Raw genomic sequence first — 17,361 nt, 5'->3', positions numbered from 1 at the left:
CCTCAGGCGACCACGGCCGGACCGTCCACACTGACGGCCCGCGTCCGCGCTGCCCATTTTACGGCGGGACCAGTTCCCACACTGGTCCCAAGGAACAGGGCTCCGACGAGGATCCAGCCGATTGGGCCCCAGCCCAGGACCACCGTGGTCAGCAGCGCCGGACCGAGCATCCGGGCGATCGCAGGACCAGTGCCGAAGAACCCTTGGTACTGCCCCTGCTTGTCGGCCGGCGCCAGCCCGAAGCTGATTTCCCAAGCACCCGAGGCGAGCTTCATCTCGCCCAGCGTCAGCAGCGCCGCGGCCACGACCAGCACTCCGGCAGCGACTGCAGGGTGCAGGTTCATCGCCGTGAAGGCGAACACGCCGCAGGCGGCCAGCATCGCGATCCCGGCGTACCGGACGGACTTCGTCGCAGTGCGCAGATCGCGGACCTTACCCGCGACGCGCACCTGGAAGATCATGACGCCGAGCGTGTTCACGATCATCAGCGAGGCGACCGCCCAGCTCGGGGCATCGGTGCGAGTCACGATCCACAGCGGTCCGATCAGACTGATCAGCGGCATGAACAGCAGCATGATCGAGTTCAGCAGCGCCAGGACGGCGTACGGACGATCCCGCAGTACGGCGAGCCGCGGCTCACCGTGGATCCGGACGGTGACCGCGACCGGTGGCACGCGCCGGATCAGCGCTGCGGCGATCAAGAAGCTCACCGCATCCAGTGCAAACACCGTCAGGTACGCCGTCTCTGTGTCGAATCGGAGCGCGATTCCGCCGAGCAGCGCGCCGACCGCCAGTCCGCCGTTCACCGTGGCCTGCAGGAACGCGCGGATCCGGGTGCGCTCGGCCGGCGCGATCAGTCCGGCGAGCAGTGCCTGCCGAGCCGCCGTCAGTCCGGTCTGGCTGCAGGCGTAGGCGATCGCGGCCACCAGGAAGAGCGGGAAGCTCCGGACGAACAAGAACGCCGAGACCGAGACCGCCGTACTCAATGCCAGCAGGATGGCGACCACCCGCGGTCCCTTGCGGTCCGCCAAGTTGCCCAGCGGCACGCCGGTCAGGAACCCGACCAGCCAAGCGATCGTCAGCCCCAGCCCGACCTGTGCCTCCGAGAGCCCGACGACCCGCGTGAAGAACAGTGCCGACGTGACGACGAACGCGCCGTCTCCCACCGAGTTCGCCAGCTGTGCCATCGCCAGATCGCGCGGTGCTCCCGCGGGCGGCAAGAACTTGTTCGTCATCATGTGCCGAGCCTATGGGCGCAGCGGCCCACGCTGCAGATCCACTTTGGGGCCAACCGGATGGGCCAATTGACCGATGGAAAACTGCCCTGTGGATAACTCGGATCCGGGCCGGGACCCACGGCACCTTCTTGGTATGACCTTCCTTGACCTGGCCCCCGAGTGGGCCGACCAGCCCCTGACCGATCCCACCCTCGCCGCCGACGTCGTCGACCTGATGGTCAGCCACGGCGACCGCACCCGCGGCACCTTCACCGCCATCCTCTGCGGCCCCGACGCCCGCCTCCGCGCCGTCGTAGCCATCGACCTACCCACAGAGTTCGCCGACCAGCACCCACCCCTGGACACCCCAGGCCTCTGCGCCACCGCCCTGCACCCCATCGTCCCCGCCCTCCGCACCGATCCAGGCTCCGCCCTCCTCCTGGCCCTGGGCCGCCCCGGCCCACCCACCTGGCCCGAAGTAGACGACGAATGGTCCACCGCCGCCACCCACCTCTGCCAAGCCGCCCAAGTCCCCTTGCTCGCCTTCTACATAGCCACCCCCGACCACATCTACCAACCCCTACGAGCCACCGCGAAAGCCGCCTGATCCTCGCCGGCTGTGGAACACTGATGACTGCGACCGTTCTTCGGCAGAAGGGAGATCACGCGATGAGCATCGCACTCGCGGGTCACGTCGGGCCTTGGACGATCGATGATGTTGAAGGGCTTCCCGACAATGGCGATCACACTCGCTACGAGCTCCTTACCCCCGGTGTTCTCACCGTGACCCCGGCGCCGGGAACCGTCCACCAGCGCGCGTCTCGCCGTCTCGCCAATCTGCTGGAAGCAGCGATCGCCGCTGCAAAGGCGCCCTACGAGGTGCTCGAGACTGTCAACGTCGAGATTCCCGGTGGCCGGCTGACCGAACCGGATGTTGTGGTGGTCGACCGGGCTGTCTCCGCCACTGCCCCTTCGCGGTATCAAGGCGCGTCAGTACTGCTCGTCGTGGAGATCGTGTCACCGAACACGCATCCGCAGGACCGGATCATCAAGCCTGAGCTCTACGCCGAAGCCGGTATCGACTTCTACTGGCGCCTTGAGCTGGAGAAGCGTCCGCACCTGATCGCCTCGAAGCTCAGCAATGGCAAGTACCGCCGGACGCTGACGGCTCTCGGGGGAGTGCTCTCCACGGTCGAGGAGCCCTACCCGATGCAAGTGGACCCAGCGGCACTCGCCCGCCAGTAGTAGACCTCAGCGCACGCCGCGGGGGCGGAACTGGATGCTGATCCGGGGGCCGACTCGCCCGCTGGCCTTGGGGATGGCGTGTTCCCAGGTGCGTTGGCAGGAACCACCCATCACGATCAGGTCGCCGTGCCCGAGCGGATACCGGATCGCCGAACTCACCGGCCCACTCGACCCACCCGGCCGCGGCCGCAGCGCCAGCATGCGCGGCTCACCCACCGAAAGGATCGCCACCATCGTGTTCTCATGATTCCCGCGACCGATCCGGTCGCCGTGCCAGGCCACGCTGTCCCGGCCGTCGCGGTAGTAACACAACCCGGCCGTCCGGAACGGCTCGCCCAGCTCCTCGCGGTAGTGGTCGCTCAAGGCGTCGCGCGCCTCGTCGAGGATCGGCAGCGGCAGATCCTGGCTCTCCTCGTAGAAGCACAGCAACCGCGGCACATCCACCACCCGGTCGTACATCTGCCGCTTCTCCGCATACCAAGGCACCTCCCGCACGAGCCGCTCGAACACCTGGTCCGCCCCGCTCAACCACCCCGGCAGCACATCAACCCAAGCGCCCTGCCCAAGCTCCGCCCGCGTGATCCCCTCGAGCGATCCCAACCCCGGATCCTCGAACGCATCCAGCAACGAGCCCTGAAGATCAGCACCCATACGCAGCACTGTACCCGAGATTCGAACACTTGTTCCCATGGGGTCCGATGGGAAGATGACCGCTGACCCGCCCCACCCTCGGCAGAAAGGTTTCGACATGGCCAGCAAACTGACGGAGTTGGCGATCGACTGTGCCGACCCCGGCGCCCTGTCCAGGTTCTGGTGTGCGGTGCTCGATTACGAGGTGCAGCTGATCGAGGACGACTGCATCACGATCGGTTCCCCGGCAGTACCCGATGGCAGGAACCGCCCCGGCCCGGTACCGCCGACCCTGACCTTCGCCCACGTTCCCGAAGCCAAGACCGTCAAGAACAGAGTCCACCTCGACGTGAACCCCACCGACCGCGACCAGGACGAAGAAGTCCGCCGTCTGCTCGACCTGGGCGCCCGCCCCGCGGAGGTAGGTCAAGGCGACGACGCCACCTGGGTTGTCCTTGCGGATCCCGAGGGCAACGAGTTCTGCGTGCTCGCCGGTCGTCACCCCTGAGCGTGAGAGGCTCCGGTATGGCGCAGTCGCTGATCCGCAACGTCGACGTCCTGATCGTCCCTGAGGCAGGGGAGTGCCACGTAGCCGAGGCCCAGGACATCCACCTCGCCGACACCGTTATCACGGCCATCGTCCCCACCGGCACACCCCCGCCCGCGACACCCGTTGAGGTGATCGACGGCACCGGGCTGCTCGCCGTACCCGGCCTCATCAACTCACACACGCACAGCCCGATGGTGATGATGCGCGGCGCTGCCGAGGATCTGTCGATCGACGACTGGTTCAACCAGCGCATCTGGCCGATGGAGGTCAACCTCACTCCCGAACGCGTCCGCGTCGGCGCCCGCCTGGCCTGCGCCGAGATGCTCCTGGCCGGCGTGACCACCTTCGTCGACCACTACTTCCACGCCGACCAGATCGCACAGGCCGCCATCGAGACCGGTATCCGCGCCGACCTCGCCCCCACCTACTTCTCCTCGGCCGGCCCGGAAGCAATCGACGCCGCCATCGCCACCACGCGCGAGCTCGCCACCCTCCACCCGCGCATTACCACCAGCCTCGGCCCGCATGCGACGTACACGGTCTCGGACGACGACCTCCGCCGTACCGCGGACATCGCCCGCGCCGAAGGCCTCCGCATCCACCTGCACGCCGCCGAGACGGACGACCAAACCCAGGCCTCCCTCGACAAACACGGTGCCACCCCGATCGAGATCCTCGACCGCACCGGCGTCCTCGACGCAGGAACCCTGATCGCCCACGGCTGCGGCATCCGTGACACCGACCTCCCGATCCTCGCCCGCCACGCCGACCGCACCACCGTCGCCACCTGCCCCAAGGTCTACCTGAAACTTGCCATGGGCAACGGAACCCCGGTGAGGCAACTCCACTCCGTTGGCATTCGCACCGGCATCGGCACCGACGGCGCCGCCGTCCACAACACCCTCGACGTCTGGGAGTCCCTCCGCCTCCTGGCCCTCACCCAGAAACACCAGCAAAACAACGCCGAGTGGATGCCCCTCTCCGAGACCCTCCGCCTAGCCACCCACCACAGTGCCGCCGCGGCCAACCAGCCGACCACCCTCGGCGTACTGGAGCCAGGCCGCCAAGCCGACATCACCCTCCTGGACCTCTCCGCGCCCCACAACCAACCCCTCCACGACCCCAGGGCAGCCCTCGTCTACTCCGTCCGAGCCTCCGACGTCCACACAGTCCTGGTAGCCGGCGAAGTAGTAGTCCGCAACCGCCAACTCACCAAGCTCGACCTATCCGAAGTCCTAGCCGAGGCCCGCTCCCTCGCCCACACCCTCGTCGACCTCTCCCGCGGCGGCACCATCCAGCACTACGCCCCCTGAACAGACGTGTGCCCCGGCCGCGATCGACCGGGGCACACTTGTCAGCTGATGATCAGGTGATCGTCAGGGTGCGGATGGCGCTGTAGGCGAGAGTGTGGTCGCCGTCGCTCGGGAAGTAGACCCGGTAGGCGATCTTCCCCTTGTACGGCGGCTTGATCCCGAAGGCGTAAGCGCCGCTCGAGCTCAGCTTCGCCGAACCCGCCACGGTCCACGTCTTCCCGACGAGCCGCTGCAACTGCACCGACTTGCCGGAGTGCGCCGGGGTCACCACACCACTGAGCTTCGTGGTCGAACCCAGCTTGACCGTCGACGGTGACAGTGTCGACGAGATGGTCGGCGTGACCAGCACCGTGATGTCGTTGGTCCGCGTGCCCATCAGGTCGCCGTTCCCGGCGAACGTCAGCATGTACACCGCCGAGTACCCCGGCTTGAACGTGTAGCTGACCGTCCCCGTCGAGGACGACCCCAGCGTCTTCAGCAGCTTGAACGTCGTCCCGTTCGCCGGCCGCGAGTAGATGCTCATCGGCAACGTCGGGTACGCCTTCCCGTCGATCCCCAGCGTGCTGCCCTTCAACGTGATCGACCCGCCGATGTTCAGCTTGGTGGACGTCGTCGAGATCCCCGACTTCATCCCGAGCAGCTGCGTACCCTTACCAGCACTCAGCTTCCCGCTGCGGTCCTTCACCCAAGCCGAGTACGTGTACGTCGTCGACTGCGGCAGCGCGGTGTTCGCAAAGCTGGACGCAGTACCGGAGTAAACCAGCGTCCCGGTCGTCGGAGTCGGGTACTTACCCCCGGTGTTCCGCCGCACGATGATCTGGTCCAGATCCCCGAGCGCCGGGATCTTCCACCCCAGGTTCGCCTTCTGGAACGACCCGCTGGCGTCGAACGTCTCCAGCGCAGCCGGCACCAGATCAACAGTCGAGAACACACTGCTGAACGGCGTCAGAATCACAGCCGCACCACTCTCGTGCACACCGTTCACGACGATCCGGTACGGCGAGTTGTCCAGCAACGCGCTCGCCGGCGTGATCGTCGCAGTCTTGGAAGCAGCGTCGTACGCCACCGTGCTCGCAACCGCAGCCCCCGTCTTACCGTTGACCAGCCGAACCGTCGACTCATTGACCGTCGCGGCATCCACGTCGGAAGCAAACGTCACCGAAGGCTTGACCGCAACCGGCTGTGCGAGTGACATGTCGTTCGGCACTGCGTTGAAAACCGGGTAGTCCGGGCCCGTCGTGGTGCCGGCGGTACCGGCCTCAACCTTGAGCGTGTAGGTCCGGGCATCACGAGACCCATTCGAGTTGCGCACCGCGATGTAGGTGTCGCCTTCCAGCGCACTGACGTTGGTTGCGGCGGTCAGGGGCGCCCAGATCGGGTTTCCGTTCCCATCGAAGTCCGGGAACTCCTTCTCCGCGGAGCCGATGAACTTTAGTTGGCCGTTGTAGACATCGACCCGTGGTGCGAAGTTCGCCCATCGCTCGGTCTCGTCGAACTTCGGTCCGGTCACGGAGACGCGCAGGTTCCGCGCAGCAGCCGAGTTCACCTTGTACCAGTCGACGTCACCTTCGGTCACGGTCGAGCCCGCGGCCGTGGTGGTAACGGCTGTCGCCCGCGCCGGCTGGTCGTTGTTGTCCGCTGCCGCCACCGGGAAGTCCGTCGTCCACCGGCCACCGAGGGAGGCATAGGCATCGAGGATGCCGCCGCCGTAGAACTTGTCGGTGCCGCGCGGACCGGCATCACGGGCGAGGTTCTTGATCCGGGCCTTGACCTGGTCGGGTGTGTAGTTCGGCCACTTGTTCTTGACCAGGGCCGCGATGCCGGACACGATCGGCGCCGAGCAGGAGGTGCCGGTGCAGTACCAGTACGGCACGTTCTGCTGCGGGGTCATCGACCGCACGCCGGTGCTGAGGATGTCTGTCCCTGGAGCAGCGACGTCGACCCAGTCGCCGTACGAGCTGAAGCCGGTAAGAGTGCCGCCGGGATCCGTTGCGCCCACCGTGATCACTTCGGGATAGGCCGCAGGGTAGCGGGGAAGTCCGAGACCCTGGTTACCAGCGGCAACCACCACGGTGACGCCCTTGGCCACCGCGCGTTTGACGGCGTCGTGCATGATCGTGCTGTCGGTGCCACCGCTCAGCGACATGTTGATGACTTTGGCGCCATGCGCCGCGGCCCAGTCGATGCCCTCGACGACATCGAGGTCGTCACCGGTGCCGTCGGACCGCAGCACCTTGACCGGCATGGCCTTGACGTTCCAGCCGATACCGGCCACGCCCGCGTTGTTGTTCGCGGCGGCGGCGATGATGCCCAGAGTCATGGTGCCATGGCCGTTGTCGTCGATCGGGCCACGGTTCGGCGAGGTGGTGTTCACCCCCGGAACTAGGTGACCAACCAGATCCGGGTGACCGGCGTCGACGCCGGTGTCCAGCACCGCGACGACCTGGTTGCCGGTCGACTTCGACAGGTCCCAGGCCTGAGGCATCCGGATCGTGTTGAGGTAGACCCTCTGGTCCTCGTTGTAGTACGAGTCGTTCGGGATGGCGTCGATGCGTCGGATGTAGTTCAGCGAGGCCAGTTCGACGGTGGGGTCGGCCTTGACCTTCTTGAGCAACTCGGGTGCCGAGGCGGAGCCGGTCACCTTCACGATGTTCGGCGTCAGCGACGCCTCACCGGTCGCCCGGAACCGCGACAGCGCGGCCGTCCGCGCCTTGCTCGTGGCACCCGACTTGAACTTGACGATGACCTCGTTCGGCTGGAACTCGGTCTTGGCAGTCTGCTGGCGGGCCGGGAACGGCGGCCGGTACGGGCCGGGCTCGGCCGCTTGACCGGACGAACCCGTCAGCACGACCACCGAGCCGGCAACCAGCGCTGCAGGGACAGCCAGGCGCAGCAAATGGGCAGGGCGGGACTTCAAGGGGACCCCCCCAAGGGTCTCAGAGTGACAGTGACCGGAGTATCGCAGGATTTCGGTCCACTCCGCTTTATGATTCCCATGACAAAACGTGCAATTTGACCGCCGGGCAGGTGTGAGACCCACCAGACCGGGGAAACGTCGTTCCCCGCCCTGCAACTTCCTGCAGAATCCGTAACGTCTGCACTGCCCTGCGCGATGTACGCACCGAGAACGACGCGGCCCGCAAGCCCTCGGCCATGTGGCTCGAGATCACGCTGATCATCGCTGTGCTGGCTGTACTGAGGTTCACAGTCCGAGCTGTCGATGGCGCTTTGTGCGAAGGACAAGAGCGCACGGTGAGGTGAGTGCCGTGATCCCGGGGGATGCCCGGGATCGCAGCAGAGGTGGTTAGACGGCGGTGAAGTACCAGCGTTGGCAGGAGCCGCCGTGGAAGGGCCAGATGATGACGTCGGCGCCTCGGGCGGCGGAGCAGCCGGCTACGTCGAGGGACTTGCCGGAGCCGGTGCCGATGATCTGGTAGGCGCCGCCGATGATGGGTTCGATGGTCCAGGTCTGGCAGTCGGCGCCGATGTCGTCGGAGAGGTCGACGGGGGCGGTGTCGGCGGTGGAGCAGCCGGCTACCTGGAGGGGTTTGCCGGTGTTGCCGTCGAGGATCTTGAAGGTGTTGCCGGTGGTGCGGACGATGTGCCATTGCTGGCAGGGGCTGGTCAGGATGCGGTCCCACATCCGGATGTTGGCGCCGTTGTGGGACTGGCAGTCCTGGACGTCTAGGTCGAAGCCGCCGACCTCGGCCTTGATCCGGTAGACGCCGTCGGTCATGGGCGGCGGGGGATTGCCGGCGACATCGAGGAAGTTGCTGTCGATGTTGATGGTGACGCCACCCCAGGTCTCGTTGTGGTCGCCGCGGTACTGGTGCAGACGCTGGTGGTTGGACCACAGGCCGTCCGGGATGTACTGACCGCCTTTGGTGTCGGCGGCGCCGTTCCACCAGGCGAACCAGAGGTGGTCGGGCATCAGCCAGCGGCTGTCACCGGCGGAGTTGGCCAGGTCGCGGCCGCCGGAACCGGCGCTGCTGTAGACGCCGCTGAGGTAGCCGCGGGCGTGCAGGGTCTCGGTCCAGCCGGAGATGTAGGACATGATCGCGTCGCGGCAGGCGATGGTGCTGTCGTACGCCTCGATGTCGGAGTAGAGAGCGCTCCCCGGGCCGATGCCGAGCGCGGCGGCCGCGTTGGCCGAGACGTTCGCCGAGCTCGAGCCCTGCGAGCGCGCGGTGGCCAGGTTGAAGGACATCTTCGGGTTCCGGCTGCCACACGGCGCCTGGTAGCCGACGTCGATCGGGATGAACGACCAGCCGTTGGCGGCGTTCGACGCGACCCAGGACGCGGTCAGGTTGGCCTGGGTGCAGGACCGGGACGAGCCGCTGATGTAGATGCCGACGGCCTTGAACGGCGAGGCTTTCCAGGCGTTCATGGCACCCAGCGACGGTGCCGTGCACTGGTCGAACGCCTGCTGGTTGATCATGGTGCCTGGGGCAACAATCGACGCGGCAGGTGCCATCGGCGCCGCCTTCGGGCGGACCAGTTGCGCCGCGTCGGCCTTGGAGGTGACGCGGCCCCGGCCGAGGATCTGCCGGACGGATGCTTCCTCCGCAGCGGAGGCGCCGTGGATCGCGGTCACCAGTACGCCGGCATCCTCGACCCCGACCTGGATCTGGTGGTCGGCCGACGGTGCCGCAGCGGCCGTCGTACCGGCTGAGGCTGCGACTGCGGCGGCGCGGGGAGCGGCACCGGCGAGTGGTTCCAGGATCAGGCCCGCGGTACGGCCGGCCAGGTGGGCGGGGCAGTTCTGCTGGTCGGCGGGACGGCCGAGATAGACCGACGGGCGGTCGAAGCGCACACAGGCCGACGGGTCCTTGGACAGGTCGACGACCTGCCACGACTTCGGTACGGCGACCTGGTACCCGTGGTAACTGATGGACCGTTCGTCTGGGGCGGCCTGTGCCGGTCCGACGACCGTGGCTGCGGTGAGTACCAGCGCGACGCCGGTCAGTAAGGTGAGCGGACGGTACATGAGCACTTCCTCGGGGGCGGAGGGCTGAGTAGTCCCAGTGGACTGCCTCACCGGCACCGAGCTCAAGCCTTTCGACCCAGGTGTTACATCGATGCAGAGGAGCGGGTATGGCGACAAGTCCGGAAGCGGCCGGCTGGCGGCGGGCGCCGTTCACGGGAGCCGGGCAGACCTACGACTGCTTCGAGAAGGGCGAGGGCCCGGGGATCGTCGTCATTCCCGAGATTCCCGGTCTCACCCCGGAGGTCCTCGGGTACGCCGAACATCTCGTGAGCGAAGGTTTCACGGTCGTCATCGCCTCACCGTTCGGTACGCCGGGACGCTCAGAGAGCGCTCTCTACGTGCTCGGCACGCTTTCTCGGCTGTGTGTCTCGAAGGAGTTCCGGGCGTTCGCGAGCAACGCGGAACGCCCGATCACGCAGTTCCTGAGAGCGGTTGCGGCTGATCTCGCGGCCCGGACGCCTGGCCGGGGAGTCGGTGTGGTCGGGATGTGCTTCACCGGCGGATTCGGGCTCGCGACCGCGGTCGACGACGTCGTACTGGCCCCGGTGCTGAGCCAGCCCTCGGTTCCCCTGCCGCTGACGGCCAAGCTGCGCCGCGACCCCGGGCTGTCGCGCCAGGAGCTCGACGTGGTCAAGGAGCGCACCCGGACGGACGGGTTGTGTGTGCTCGGCCTGCGCTTCAGCAAGGACCCGATGGCACCGGCCGATCGATTCACCACCCTGCGGGCCGAGCTGGGAGACGCCTTCGAGGTCATCGAGCTGGACTCCGGTCCCGGCAACTCCGACGGCTACGGCAGGTCCGCGCACTCCGTCCTCACCCGTGAGATCAAGGAGAACCCGCCGAACTCGGCCTTCCGCGCCCGCGCCCGGACGGTCGAGTTCTTCCGCGAACGCCTGAGCTGACACGCGCCGTCACCGAACTGACAGGTCTCCATAACGCTGCGTTCGGAAATGTTAAAGCAGCGTTGAGGAATCCCTTGGCTGTGATTGCGCACGCCGTCGAGGGGGAACAAAAAGTGGCCTGGGGCCACCGTATTTCGTTGCGGTGTGCAAAGGCGGGAGAGCGGTGGGTGACGCCCACCGATTTCCTCTGGTTGAAGCGACGATGACGTGGGACGATCGGCCCCGGTGCCCATCACGGGTCACTGCGGTGAGGGCAATACCAGGGGGCGGGCATGGCGCGAGCCAGGCACTTGATGAGTGAGGCTGCATGAACGGGCGGGTAGCACAGGAAAGTCGCGTTCCGGCGGACGAAACCGACGGCAGGACGGACCAGGCCACCGGTAAGAACGGCAAGGACACCAACGGTCACGCGGCGAACGGCAAAGCGGGCGCGGCGAAGGCCGACGTACCGGTTGCCGAGGCGCACTGGTCGGAGCGGCCGATCGGGCGGGTGGATGTTCCGCCGCTGGGGGAGTTCACCACGCCGGTCCGGGTCGACGAGATCGCGGTCGCCGCGATGGCGCTGTCCGAGAACCTCGACGCCGCCACCCGTGGAATGCCGGAATCCGTTGCCCTGCGTGAGTTTCGCCGCGAGCTCGATCAGGCGGCCAGCACGTTCCGCACCCTGGCCGGCCGGCTCGAAGCGACCGCCGGAAGCCTCGTCAGACTCGCCGCGAACGACGGTGAGTCGTGCGGTGTCGGCTGGGGAGTCTGCCCCGATCACGGCCTCACCCTGATGAATGTCGGCGAGACCGTCAGCTGCCACATTCTCGGCTGCAACCAGCCGAACGAGGGCGCGGTCGAGCGCTGTGAGCATCCGGTCGCCTACCGTGTGGTCGACGCCGCGGGCCCGGCGCTGCTCACCTGCGCCGGGCACGCGATCGCCTGCCGCCTCTACCTGGAGAATCCGGTCATCACCGCGGCCGGCGACAGTCTCGAACTGTTCTAAGTGATCCGGACCGACGTCAACTGGTCGTTGGCGTTCGGGGACAGGGTCGTGAAGTTCGGCGTATCGGCGGTCCGGACCCAGGTCTGGCCGCCGAAGTTGTCCTCGGCATAGATCGTGACCGTCCAGCCCGCAGGGACGCGAACCGACGACGCCCAGTTGTCCTGCACCCCGGCGGCCACCAGTTGCGCCCGGGTGTAGTTGCCCTTAGCAAGGACTGCGCCGGCCGTGCCGAGATAGTCCACGTGTTCGTAGAAGATCACGCCGCTGCCGCCCTGGGCCGGCCACGGTACTGTCGGCCGGGTCGGCGTCAACGGTGCCTGACCTTTGAACATCCGCCCGCCGTCTCCTGTCAACCGCAGGTAGTAGTCCGACGTGCACGCCGTACCGTCCTCGTCGAGTGCCCGGATCCCGGACCCGGCCGGAACCCAGGCCGCGCTCTCCGCGGTCTTCGCGATCTGGTTGCCCTCGTTGTACTCGTCGAACATCGAGATGTAGAGACCCTGGACGCCGACCCGCTTGAGGTTGTAGAACTGCCGCCACATCAGATCGCCGTGCCGCCGGTGACCCGACGAGAGATCGCCCGGGATCACACACGGCTGATAGTCGATCCCGTGCGCGTTGCAGTCGGCCTGATCCTGCTGATTCACGTTGTTGTAGTAGTGATCCGCGCCCGCGACGTCCTGGATCCGGCCGACCATCCACGGCGACAGCATGTTGAACGCGTGGTACACGTCGAGGTACCCGGCCCGCGAGTCCTCGACCCCGCGCCGCCAGTGCGTCGGTACGCCGCCGATCACGTAGCAGCCCTGGCCCTTGAACCAGTTCACGACATCGAGGCAGACCGAGGCCGGCCAGGCCTTGTTGGCCTCGTTGAACCCGAAGCCCCAGATGCACACGACCGGCTTGCCGTTCTGGAAGGCGTAGGCCGGCGACGCCGTGTAGGCACGCATCTTGTTGATCCAGTCGGTCTTCATCTCCGACTGCATGTTCGCCCAGTCGGTCGCGTCGTACATGATGTAGAACTTGCGCCCGTACTGTTCCGCGGCCTGACGGACCTTCACCGCCATCGCGTCCCGGGTCGGTCCTTCACCACCGGTCGGGTTGAACCGCTGCAGCGCGGCCGTGTCGCAGCCGTTCTGCTGCATCCACAGGAAGTGCGTGTTCACGGTCTGCTGGTCGTACGACGAGAACAGCCGCGCGGGCTGTCCGTTGCCGAGATTCGAGTACGCCGTCTGGTACGTCGCGCTGTAGTCGCGCATGTCCGGCCAGCTCACGATGGCGGTGTTGCTGGGGGAGGGCGGCTGGCCCCAGTTCCGGCTCCAGTGCCACCAGCCGTTGATCGGTGCACCGTCACCGGGACAGGCGAACCAGCCCTGGTAGCCGACGGTCACCTTCCCGACGACATCACCGGGTGGACTGGCCGCATAACTCAGCTGTGGAAGGGTTCCGGCCGCAGTGGCTGCGGCGGCGGAAGTGAGCAGGGTACGACGAGAAAGCTTCATGGGCGGTCTCCTGGGAGGAGGAGCGTGCAAATTGTGAACAGGGTGTTGTAAGAAATCGATCGTGACAACCCCTTGACGCGAAACTGTCCGAAACTTAGTTTGTTGGCTCAACAGACAAAGTCTGTGATCGGGCTCACAGGGTAGAGGGTTGGGGGTGGGGCGGCATGACATTGACCGATGGGCGCCGTCCCGGTGATCGCGCGGTTGCCGCCGATCACGTCTCGCTGCGCCGCAACAACCTCTCGGTCGTCCTGCGTCACGTCCGTGAATCAGGCCCGAAGTCCCGAGCCCGGATCGCCGCCGACACCGGCCTGAACAAGGCGACCGTGAGCAGCCTGGTCGCCGAGCTCGTCGAGCGCGGCCTGCTCCGCGAAGGCTCTGCCGACTCCACCCGCGCTCTCGGTCGCCCCGGCCAGCTGGTCGAGCTCGACGGCAGTGGCGTCTGCGGCGTCGGCGCCGAGATCAATGTCGACTATCTCGCGATCACTGCTCTCGATCTCTCCGGAGAAACCGTTCTCGAGCGTCGCGTTCCCGTGGACGCCGCTCACCTGGACCCCGGTACGACGCTCGACCGGCTGGCCGAGCTGATCCAGGATGCCCTGGTCGCGGTGGAAGCACGCTCCGGCCAGCTCGCCGGTGTCACGCTGGCCGTCCCCGGTCTGGTCCGCAGCGACACTGGCGCTCTCAGCCTCGCTCCGAACCTGGGGTGGGGTGAGCTGGAGGTGGCCGCCGAAATGCGTGAGCGCCTCGGCGGCCGGTCGTATCCGCTGCTGATCGACAACGAGGCGAATCTCGCAGCCCTCGCGGCGTACTCGGAGTTGCGCAAGGATGGACCGGTGCGGGATCTCGTGCTCCTGACCGGTGCGGTCGGCGTCGGTGGCGGAGTCGTGTCCAACGGGCACCTCCTGCGCGGTGGCCGCGGCTACAGCGGTGAGGTCGGGCACATGCCGGTCGCCCCGCCGGGCCGGCTCTGCGGCTGCGGCCGGACCGGCTGCTGGGAGACCGTGGTCGGCCTCAGCGCTTTGTTGCACAAGGCAACAGATCCCGACGATCCGGTCCGGAACCCGACACTCGATGTCGAGCAGCGGCTGGCCGGAATCACTCAGCGCGCCGAGGACGGCGACCCGCGCACGCTGGCGGCGCTGAAGGACGTCGGCGACTGGCTGGGTATCGGGGGAGCGGTCCTGGTGAACATCCTGAACCCGGACGTCCTCGTGCTCGGCGGATACTTCGCGGCCCTCGGCCCCTGGCTGAAGGAACCGCTCGAACAAGCTCTCCGCGATCGGGTGATCGCGCCGGACGGCGGCGGTTGCCGCGTGGTCCGCTCCGAGCTCGGTTTCGCCGCCGCCGTCCGCGGTGGCGCGCAGATCGCACTCGACCAGGTCTTCGTCGACCCCACCACGATCGGCCGCACAGAACAGGGAGTCGCCACATGAGCTCGTCCACTCCACCGACCCCGGCCGGTGCGGAGCGCGGAGGTGTGCGCACCGAGAGCGCTCTCCTCACCATGACGGGGATCGTCAAGGAGTTCCCGGGCGTCCGGGCCCTGGACGGGGTTGATCTGGATGTCCGCGCGGGAGAGGTGCACTGCCTGCTCGGCCAGAACGGCGCGGGCAAGTCGACGCTGATCCGGGTGCTGACCGGGGCGCACCAGCCCGATGCCGGCACGATCCGGATCAACGGCGACGAGGTTCAGCTGAACACCCCGACGGACGCGATCCAGCGCGGGATCGCCGCGATCTACCAGGAGCTCGATCTCGTGCCCGGTCTCTCCGTGGCCGAGAACATCTTTCTCGGCCACGAGCCGGCCCGCTTCGGGTTCAGCCGCCGGCACGAGGCAGCGGCCCGCGCTCGCGAGATCCTGCAGGGTCTCGGGCACGGCGAGATCCCGGTACGGCGTGAGGTCGGCGCTCTCCCGGCCGCGGGTCAGCAGGTCGTGAGCATGGCGAGAGCGCTCTCTCGGGACGCCCGCCTGATCGTGATGGACGAGCCCTCCGCCGTACTGGATCCCGAAGAGGTCGCGAACCTGTTCCGCGTGATCCGCGGTCTCACGGCCCAGGGCGTGGCCGTCGTCTACATCTCGCACCGGCTCGAGGAGATCCGTGAGATCGGTGATCGGGTCACCGTTCTCAAGGACGGCGCGACCGTCGCCACCGGCCTGGACGCGCGCGAGACACCGACCAAGGAGCTGATCCGGCTGATGACCGGACGCTCCATCGAATACGTATTCCCGCCCCGGGCCGAGATCCTGAGCACCGCGCCGGTCGTTCTCGAGGTCACCGATCTCTCCCGCCCGGGAGAGTTCGCCGGGATCAGCTTCAGCGTCCGCGCCGGTGAGATCCTCGGTTTCGCGGGCCTCGTCGGCTCCGGCCGTTCCGAAGTCCTCGAGACCGTGTACGGCGCGCGCCGGCCCGCGACCGGATCGGTCCGCGTCGACGGCACGGCCTTGCGCCCCGGCTGGGTGCAGTCCGCAGTGAAGGCTGGTGTCGGACTGGCACCGGAGGAGCGCAAGAGTCAGGCGCTGCTCCTCGACGAGGCCGTCTACAAGAACATCACCGTCTCGACCATGCAGCGCTTCGCCAGCGGCGGGTTCCTGAACAACCACGCCGAGCGAGCCGCCGCCACCCAGCTCGCCGAGTCGCTCGACGTCCGTCCGCCGGGCGTCGACCAGCCGGTGCGCAACCTGTCCGGCGGCAACCAGCAGAAGGTTGTGCTGGCTCGTTGGCTGCTGCGGGAGTGCCGGGTGCTGCTGCTCGACGAACCCACCCGCGGCGTCGATGTCGGCGCCCGGTCCGAGATCTACGCCCTGGTCCGCAAGCTGGCCGCCAGTGGCGTCGCGATCGTGCTGGTCTCCAGCGAGGTCGAAGAAGTGCTCGGTCTGGCCGACCGGGTCGTCGTACTGCGGGAGGGGCAGGCCGTCCACACGGGGCCCGCGCAAGAGATTGACGAACACCAGGTCCTCGATTTGGTGATGGAGGGAAGTTCAGTGTGAGTGAGGCACCTTCGGACACAACAGCTTCGACTCAGGCGACGGTCGCCCCGCCGACAGCGCAAAGAGCCAGCGGTCTCCTGAGCACCGGAATCGGCCGGAACCTCGGCCTGGTGGTAGCGCTGGTCGTGCTCTGCATCGTCGGCGTGGCGACCTCCGGTGACACCTTCGCGACCGGGCCCAACGTGCTGACGATCCTGCGGCTCGCCGCCGTGATCGGGGTGGTCAGCATCGGCATGACGTTCGTCATCACCGGTGGCGGTATCGACTTGTCGGTCGGTGCCTTGGTGGCTTTGTCGTCGGTGTGGGCGACCACGCTGGCAACCCAGCAGCTGGCGACGGACTACCACTGGATCTTCATGGTCTCCACGGCACTCCTGGTAGGTGCCGCCTGTGGACTCGTGAACGGTCTACTGGTTGCCTACGGCAAGATCGTGCCGTTCATCGCGACGCTGGCGATGCTGGCGGCGGCGCGTGGTCTGGCCGAGATCATCTCCGACCGGCGGACGCAGATCATCTCCGACAACTCGTTCGTGAACTTCTTCGGTGGTTCGCTGATCGGCGTACCGGTCCTGGTCTGGATCTTCCTGCTGGTCGCCGCGGCGGGGTGGGTGGTGCTCAACCGCACCACGTTCGGCCGCCGTACCTTCGCCGTCGGTGGCAACGCCGAGGCGGCCAGGCTGGCCGGTATCAAGGTCCAGCGGCACACCGTGGCGCTCTACGTGCTGGCCGGTCTGTGCTGCGGGATCGCCGCGGTGATGCTGATGGCCCGCACGAACACGGGGAGCTCGACCCACGGTCAGTTGTACGAACTCGACGCGATCGCGGCGGTGGTGATCGGCGGCACGCTGCTGTCCGGCGGCCGCGGCACGATCGTCGGCACGGTGTTCGGCGTACTGATCTTCACCACCCTCAACAACGTCTTCACCCTCAACAACCTGAGCACCTCCGCGCAGTCGGTGGCGAAGGGCGTGATCATCGTGATCGCGGTTCTTCTCCAGCAGCGCCTCGCCAGACGTACCACCAGTTCATAGCCAA

General features: G+C 67.2%; 14 protein-coding genes. 9 read left to right on the top strand and 5 right to left on the bottom strand.

All coding sequences use genetic code 11. The annotated features are described in order from the left end of the window. Positions 1-2: 2 nt before the first annotated feature. On the bottom strand, positions 3-1,238 hold the full coding sequence (locus tag ACFCV3_RS13975; RefSeq protein ID WP_376030082.1) for an MFS transporter: 1,236 nt from the start codon (positions 1,236-1,238) through the stop codon (positions 3-5). 133 nt (positions 1,239-1,371) lie between these two features. Between ACFCV3_RS13975 and ACFCV3_RS13970 the strand changes: the two genes are divergently transcribed. Beyond that, a complete protein-coding gene (locus ACFCV3_RS13970) occupies positions 1,372-1,824 on the top strand; it encodes a hypothetical protein (protein WP_376030081.1) in 453 nt (150 codons plus the stop codon). A gap of 62 nt (positions 1,825-1,886) precedes the next feature. Then, positions 1,887-2,462: a Uma2 family endonuclease gene (locus ACFCV3_RS13965; protein WP_376030079.1), complete on the top strand. Its 576-nt coding sequence runs from the start codon at positions 1,887-1,889 to the stop codon at positions 2,460-2,462. A 6-nt stretch (positions 2,463-2,468) separates the two neighbouring features. Here the strand turns inward: ACFCV3_RS13965 and ACFCV3_RS13960 are convergent, their stop codons facing one another. Then, a complete protein-coding gene (locus tag ACFCV3_RS13960) occupies positions 2,469-3,113 on the bottom strand; it encodes an alpha-ketoglutarate-dependent dioxygenase AlkB (protein ID WP_376030078.1) in 645 nt (214 codons plus the stop codon). Positions 3,114-3,210: 97 nt separating this feature from the next. On the opposite strand from ACFCV3_RS13960, the gene ACFCV3_RS13955 reads away from it, so the two are divergent. Both ACFCV3_RS13955 and ACFCV3_RS13950 read left to right on the top strand, forming a co-directional pair. Then, on the top strand, positions 3,211-3,600 hold the full coding sequence (locus ACFCV3_RS13955) for a VOC family protein (RefSeq protein WP_376030077.1): 390 nt from the start codon (positions 3,211-3,213) through the stop codon (positions 3,598-3,600). A 17-nt stretch (positions 3,601-3,617) separates the two neighbouring features. Beyond that, positions 3,618-4,955: an amidohydrolase gene (locus ACFCV3_RS13950; protein WP_376030075.1), complete on the top strand. Its 1,338-nt coding sequence runs from the start codon at positions 3,618-3,620 to the stop codon at positions 4,953-4,955. Positions 4,956-5,007: 52 nt separating this feature from the next. Here the strand turns inward: ACFCV3_RS13950 and ACFCV3_RS13945 are convergent, their stop codons facing one another. Together ACFCV3_RS13945 and ACFCV3_RS13940 are read right to left on the bottom strand one after the other, a co-directional pair. Continuing rightward, positions 5,008-7,872, bottom strand: a complete 2,865-nt coding sequence (locus tag ACFCV3_RS13945; protein ID WP_376030073.1) for a S8 family serine peptidase — start codon at positions 7,870-7,872, stop codon at positions 5,008-5,010. Between the two features lie 387 nt (positions 7,873-8,259). Further along, positions 8,260-9,942 carry a glycoside hydrolase domain-containing protein gene (locus tag ACFCV3_RS13940; protein WP_376030071.1) on the bottom strand — a complete coding sequence of 561 codons (1,683 nt, stop codon included), beginning with the start codon at positions 9,940-9,942 and terminating at the stop codon, positions 8,260-8,262. 107 nt (positions 9,943-10,049) lie between these two features. Between ACFCV3_RS13940 and ACFCV3_RS13935 the strand changes: the two genes are divergently transcribed. Further along, positions 10,050-10,844 carry a dienelactone hydrolase family protein gene (locus ACFCV3_RS13935; protein WP_376030069.1) on the top strand — a complete coding sequence of 265 codons (795 nt, stop codon included), beginning with the start codon at positions 10,050-10,052 and terminating at the stop codon, positions 10,842-10,844. 307 nt (positions 10,845-11,151) lie between these two features. Continuing rightward, positions 11,152-11,832 (top strand): hypothetical protein, encoded by a 681-nt coding sequence (locus ACFCV3_RS13930; protein WP_376030067.1) that lies wholly within the window; start codon positions 11,152-11,154, stop codon positions 11,830-11,832. Here the strand turns inward: ACFCV3_RS13930 and ACFCV3_RS13925 are convergent. Next, entirely contained in the window at positions 11,829-13,334 is a 1,506-nt protein-coding gene (locus ACFCV3_RS13925; RefSeq protein WP_376030066.1) for a glycoside hydrolase family 71/99-like protein, read from the bottom strand. The genes ACFCV3_RS13930 and ACFCV3_RS13925 overlap by 4 nt on opposite strands. Positions 13,335-13,498: 164 nt before the next feature. On the opposite strand from ACFCV3_RS13925, the gene ACFCV3_RS13920 reads away from it, so the two are divergent. From ACFCV3_RS13920 to ACFCV3_RS13910, 3 genes are read left to right on the top strand one after another with little or no spacing between them, the layout of a single operon-like run. Further along, the gene (locus tag ACFCV3_RS13920) at positions 13,499-14,770 is read left to right on the top strand and encodes an ROK family protein (protein WP_376030065.1); all 1,272 of its coding nucleotides are present in this window, start codon (positions 13,499-13,501) and stop codon (positions 14,768-14,770) included. Continuing rightward, positions 14,767-16,326, top strand: a complete 1,560-nt coding sequence (locus ACFCV3_RS13915; RefSeq protein WP_376030063.1) for a sugar ABC transporter ATP-binding protein — start codon at positions 14,767-14,769, stop codon at positions 16,324-16,326. The genes ACFCV3_RS13920 and ACFCV3_RS13915 overlap by 4 nt, the downstream gene beginning before the upstream one ends. Continuing rightward, positions 16,323-17,357: an ABC transporter permease gene (locus ACFCV3_RS13910; RefSeq protein ID WP_376030062.1), complete on the top strand. Its 1,035-nt coding sequence runs from the start codon at positions 16,323-16,325 to the stop codon at positions 17,355-17,357. The genes ACFCV3_RS13915 and ACFCV3_RS13910 overlap by 4 nt, the downstream gene beginning before the upstream one ends. Positions 17,358-17,361 lie beyond the last annotated feature (4 nt).

Source organism: Kribbella sp. NPDC056345 (genome assembly GCF_042262745.1).
GTDB lineage: Bacteria > Actinomycetota > Actinomycetes > Propionibacteriales > Kribbellaceae > Kribbella.
This window is presented reverse-complemented; position numbering and strand designations above follow the sequence as displayed.

Coding starts and splice junctions, on each gene's coding strand:
- ACFCV3_RS13975 (WP_376030082.1), bottom strand. CDS start 1,238: ATGATGACGAACAAGTTCTTGCCGCCCGCGGGAGCACCGCGCGATCTG.
- ACFCV3_RS13970 (WP_376030081.1), top strand. CDS start 1,372: ATGACCTTCCTTGACCTGGCCCCCGAGTGGGCCGACCAGCCCCTGACC.
- ACFCV3_RS13965 (WP_376030079.1), top strand. CDS start 1,887: ATGAGCATCGCACTCGCGGGTCACGTCGGGCCTTGGACGATCGATGAT.
- ACFCV3_RS13960 (WP_376030078.1), bottom strand. CDS start 3,113: ATGGGTGCTGATCTTCAGGGCTCGTTGCTGGATGCGTTCGAGGATCCG.
- ACFCV3_RS13955 (WP_376030077.1), top strand. CDS start 3,211: ATGGCCAGCAAACTGACGGAGTTGGCGATCGACTGTGCCGACCCCGGC.
- ACFCV3_RS13950 (WP_376030075.1), top strand. CDS start 3,618: ATGGCGCAGTCGCTGATCCGCAACGTCGACGTCCTGATCGTCCCTGAG.
- ACFCV3_RS13940 (WP_376030071.1), bottom strand. CDS start 9,942: ATGTACCGTCCGCTCACCTTACTGACCGGCGTCGCGCTGGTACTCACC.
- ACFCV3_RS13935 (WP_376030069.1), top strand. CDS start 10,050: ATGGCGACAAGTCCGGAAGCGGCCGGCTGGCGGCGGGCGCCGTTCACG.
- ACFCV3_RS13930 (WP_376030067.1), top strand. CDS start 11,152: ATGAACGGGCGGGTAGCACAGGAAAGTCGCGTTCCGGCGGACGAAACC.
- ACFCV3_RS13925 (WP_376030066.1), bottom strand. CDS start 13,334: ATGAAGCTTTCTCGTCGTACCCTGCTCACTTCCGCCGCCGCAGCCACT.
- ACFCV3_RS13920 (WP_376030065.1), top strand. CDS start 13,499: ATGACATTGACCGATGGGCGCCGTCCCGGTGATCGCGCGGTTGCCGCC.
- ACFCV3_RS13915 (WP_376030063.1), top strand. CDS start 14,767: ATGAGCTCGTCCACTCCACCGACCCCGGCCGGTGCGGAGCGCGGAGGT.